Source organism: Pseudomonas sp. (assembly GCF_050739655.1).
Taxonomy (GTDB): Bacteria; Pseudomonadota; Gammaproteobacteria; order Pseudomonadales; family Pseudomonadaceae; genus Aquipseudomonas.
The window spans coordinates 1-4029 of the sequence record NZ_JBOIBY010000112.1; the positions used below are offsets into that span (position 1 = coordinate 1).

Here is a 4029-nt window from a genome sequence, read left to right on the forward strand (position 1 = left end):
CTTGAATCATGGCGCGCGTTTCAGGATAAACGCGTCGCCTTGAGGTTCTTCGCGAGCAAGCTCGCTCCTACAAGGATTTTGCAGTGTTTCGACGTTAGCGCAGAAGAAAAGGCACCGCATCACCCAATAAAAAAATGCCCCGTATCGATTGATACGGGGCATTTCGTTTTTTGCTCGATCGGCCCGCTTGTGACGGTCCGATGAAGTTTAAGCCAAGGCTTCTTCGCGCTTGCCCAGCAAGCGATCACAAGCCACGGCGACCACCAAGGTCATCACCGACGGCACCAGCCACGCCAACCCTTGCTCGCTCAGCGGCAAATGGGCCAGTTGTGTTGGCATCCAGTCCGCCAGACCCGCGCCTTTGAGGGCATCGATCAGGCCAAAAATGAACGACACCAGCATCACCGGCCCAACAATACGACCCTGCTCATGCCAGAAGTCCTTACAGAAGCTCAGCGCTACCAGGGCGATGCATGGCGGGTAGATCGCGGTCAGTACCGGGATCGAGAACGCAATCAGCTTGGTCAGGCCCAGGTTGGACACCAGCAGCGAGAACACTGCGAGGATGATCACCAGTGTCTTGTATGACATTGGCAGTACACGGCTGAAGTACTCGGCGCAGGCGCAGGTCAGGCCGACCGCCGTCACCAGGCACGCCAACGAGATCAGCACCGCGAGGAAACCGCTGCCCAGAGATCCGAAGGTGTGCTGTACGTAGGCGTGAAGTACCGCCGCACCATTGGTCGCGCCGGCGGCCACTTCATGGCTGCCAGAACCGAGGCGGAACAGGCTGACGTACACCAACGCCAGACCCACGCCGGCAATCAGCCCGGCGATGATTGCGTAACGGGTAATCAGCGCCGGGGACTCGACACCGCGAGACCGAATGGCATTGACGATTACGATGCCGAACACCAACGCGCCGAGGGTATCCATGGTCAGGTAACCATTGATGAAGCCTTGGGAAAACGGTGCCGCAACGTATTCTGGTGTTGCCTGGCCAATATCACCTGCTGGCAAAGCGAATGCCGCGATGCCGAGAACGGCCAGGGCGATAATCTTCAATGGCGCAAGGAAACGTCCTACGGTATCCAGCAGACGACCCGGATAAAGCGAGATGAAGAACACCAGCAGGAAATACACCGAACTGTAGAGGAACAGTGCCAACGGGCTCTCACCGGTCAGCGGCGCCAGGCCTACTTCAAACGAAACGGTCGCAGTACGCGGAGTCGCGAACAGCGGACCCACGGCGAGATAGCACGCCGCTGCCAACAGGCCACCGGCCACCTTACCGATCGGGCTGCTCAATGCATCCATGGCGCCACCGACCTTGGCCAGGGCCACAACGGTGATCACCGGCAAACCGACCGCGGTAACCAGAAAGCCCAGCGCTGCCATCCAGACATTAGGCCCGGACTGCAAACCGACGATAGGCGGGAAGATGATGTTGCCAGCGCCCACGAACAGGGCAAACGTCATAAAACCAAGTGCCAGGATGTCCTGGCCTTTCAACACTTTCATTAAGGAAATACCACACTACTGAATCGGAATTTAGAGAGGGATTTCCCTATGGGTGAGGGAAATGCTGTCAGTCCGTATAAGACCGACCCTTTTAGCGCGTTGCTGCCTTGTGGGCGTGCGGACGCAAAAATGGCGAGTAGCCTAACGAATTTGGGTGAAAAACGCACTATTGCAGGGCGAACATTCCGATCTACGACATTTTTGTGTCGCAGAAAGGCAGTTTCAAGCTCCAAGCTCCAAGCTCCAAGCACTGAACGTGGCCGCACTGGATTCGCTTGCAGCTTGAAGCTTGAGGCTTGCAACTACTCCTAAAACACAAAGGCCACCCGAAGGTGGCCTTTGTTTGGTGAAGCGTCAGCTAAGCGCGAGGCTTACTTGACTGCCCAACCAGTCAGCTCGGCCAGGGCCTTGCCGATGTCTGCCAGCGAACGCACGGTTTTAACGCCTGCGTCTTGCAGAGCAGCGAATTTCTCGTCTGCAGTGCCTTTGCCGCCAGAGATGATTGCGCCAGCATGGCCCATGCGCTTGCCCGGAGGAGCAGTCACACCAGCAATGTAGGAAACAACTGGCTTGGTCACGTGTGCCTTGATGTAGGCAGCCGCTTCTTCTTCAGCCGAACCGCCGATCTCACCGATCATTACGATCGCTTCGGTCTTCGGGTCTTCCTGGAACAGCTTCAGGATGTCGATGAAGTTCGAACCCGGGATCGGGTCACCACCGATGCCGACGCAAGTCGACTGACCGAAACCGGCGTCAGTAGTTTGCTTAACAGCTTCGTAGGTCAGGGTGCCGGAGCGGGAAACGATACCGACCTTGCCTGGCAAGTGAATGTGACCTGGCATGATGCCGATCTTGCACTCGCCTGGAGTGATCACGCCTGGGCAGTTAGGGCCGATCAGGATAACACCCAGCTCGTCGCACTTAACTTTAGCGTCCAGCATGTCCAGGGTAGGAATGCCTTCGGTGATGCAGACGATCAGCTTGATGCCGCCGAAAGCAGCTTCCAGGATCGAATCTTTGCAGAAAGGAGCCGGAACGTAGATCACGCTGGCGGTAGCGCCAGTGGCTTCTACAGCGTCTTTCACGGTGTTGAACACTGGCAGACCCAGGTGCTCGGTGCCGCCTTTGCCTGGAGTTACACCACCAACCATCTTGGTGCCGTACTCGATGGCTTGCTGGGTGTGGAAACTACCTTGCGAACCGGTAATACCCTGGCAGATAACTTTGGTGTCTTTATTGATCAGGACGCTCATTATTTGCCCTCCGCAGCTTTGACAACTTGTTGAGCAGCGTCGGTCAGGCTGGTAGCAGCGATGATGTTCAAACCGCTTTCTGCCAGTACTTTAGCGCCCAGCTCAGCGTTGTTACCTTCAAGGCGAACAACAACCGGGATTTTCACGCCGACTTCTTTCACAGCGCCGATGATGCCTTCGGCAATCATGTCGCAACGAACGATGCCGCCGAAGATGTTAACCAGTACTGCAGCGACGTTGGTGTCGGACAGAATGATCTTGAACGCTTCGGTAACGCGTTCTTTGGTAGCACCGCCGCCCACGTCCAGGAAGTTGGCTGGCTTGCCGCCGTGCAGGTTGACGATGTCCATGGTACCCATGGCCAGGCCAGCACCGTTGACCATGCAACCGATGTTGCCTTCCAGCGCTACGTAGTTCAGTTCGAACTTGGCAGCGTGCGCTTCGCGCGGATCGTCTTGCGACGGATCGTGGAAAGTCTTCAGCTTAGGCTGACGGTACATGGCGTTGGCGTCGATGTTGATCTTGGCGTCCAGGCAGTGCAGATCGCCGTCAGCCTTGATCACCAGCGGGTTCACTTCCAGCAGGGCCAGATCGTGATCCTTGAACAGTTTGGCCAGACCTACGAAGATCTTGGCGAACTGGGCAACTTGCTTGCCTTCCAGACCCAGCTGGAATGCCAGCTCGCGACCCTGGAATGGCTGAGCGCCAACCAGCGGATCGATAGTGGCTTTCAGAATTTTTTCTGGAGTGTCGTGAGCGATTTTCTCGATGTCCACGCCACCTTCGGTGGAAGCCATGAACACGATACGACGGCTCGAACGGTCAACGACAGCGCCCAGGTACAGCTCTTTAGCGATATCAGTGCACGATTCAACCAGGATCTTGGTGACTGGCTGACCATTGGCGTCAGTCTGGTAAGTCACCAGACGCTTGCCCAGCCACTGCTGAGCGAAGGCTTTGGCGTCTTCTTTGCTGCGAACCAGCTTAACGCCGCCCGCTTTACCGCGACCACCAGCGTGGACCTGGGCTTTGACAACCCACTCGCTGCCGCCGATTTTGTCGCAAGCTTCTGCTGCTGCTTCCGGGGTGTCTACCGCGTAACCGGTGGATACTGGCAGGCCGTACTCAGCGAACAGCTGCTTACCCTGATACTCGTGAAGATTCATGCTTATTACCGTCTTCGTTAGGTACTGCGCATTCGGTGCTGCACTCATTCAAGTGCCGCACCACCTGTGACTGCTGCTTGCATAGCCTT

General features: G+C 56.7%; 4 protein-coding genes. 1 reads left to right on the forward strand and 3 read right to left on the reverse strand.

Annotated elements, in window-relative coordinates:
• A partial coding sequence (locus ACRESJ_RS06100) for a hypothetical protein (protein ID WP_431757106.1) occupies window positions 1-204 on the forward strand: 204 nt, incomplete at its 5' end.
• A gap of 3 nt (window positions 205-207) precedes the next feature.
• Here ACRESJ_RS06100 and brnQ read toward each other — a convergent pair.
• The 3 genes from brnQ to sucC form a co-directional block, all read right to left on the reverse strand.
• The gene (brnQ, locus tag ACRESJ_RS06105; protein WP_431757107.1) at window positions 208-1521 is read right to left on the reverse strand and encodes a branched-chain amino acid transport system II carrier protein; all 1314 of its coding nucleotides are present in this window, start codon (window positions 1519-1521) and stop codon (window positions 208-210) included.
• 371 nt (window positions 1522-1892) lie between these two features.
• Window positions 1893-2774: a succinate--CoA ligase subunit alpha gene (gene sucD / locus ACRESJ_RS06110; protein WP_060541479.1), complete on the reverse strand. Its 882-nt coding sequence runs from the start codon at window positions 2772-2774 to the stop codon at window positions 1893-1895.
• Entirely contained in the window at window positions 2774-3940 is a 1167-nt protein-coding gene (sucC, locus tag ACRESJ_RS06115; protein ID WP_007919879.1) for an ADP-forming succinate--CoA ligase subunit beta, read from the reverse strand. The genes sucD and sucC overlap by 1 nt, the downstream gene beginning before the upstream one ends.
• Between the last annotated feature and the right edge of the window lie 89 nt (window positions 3941-4029).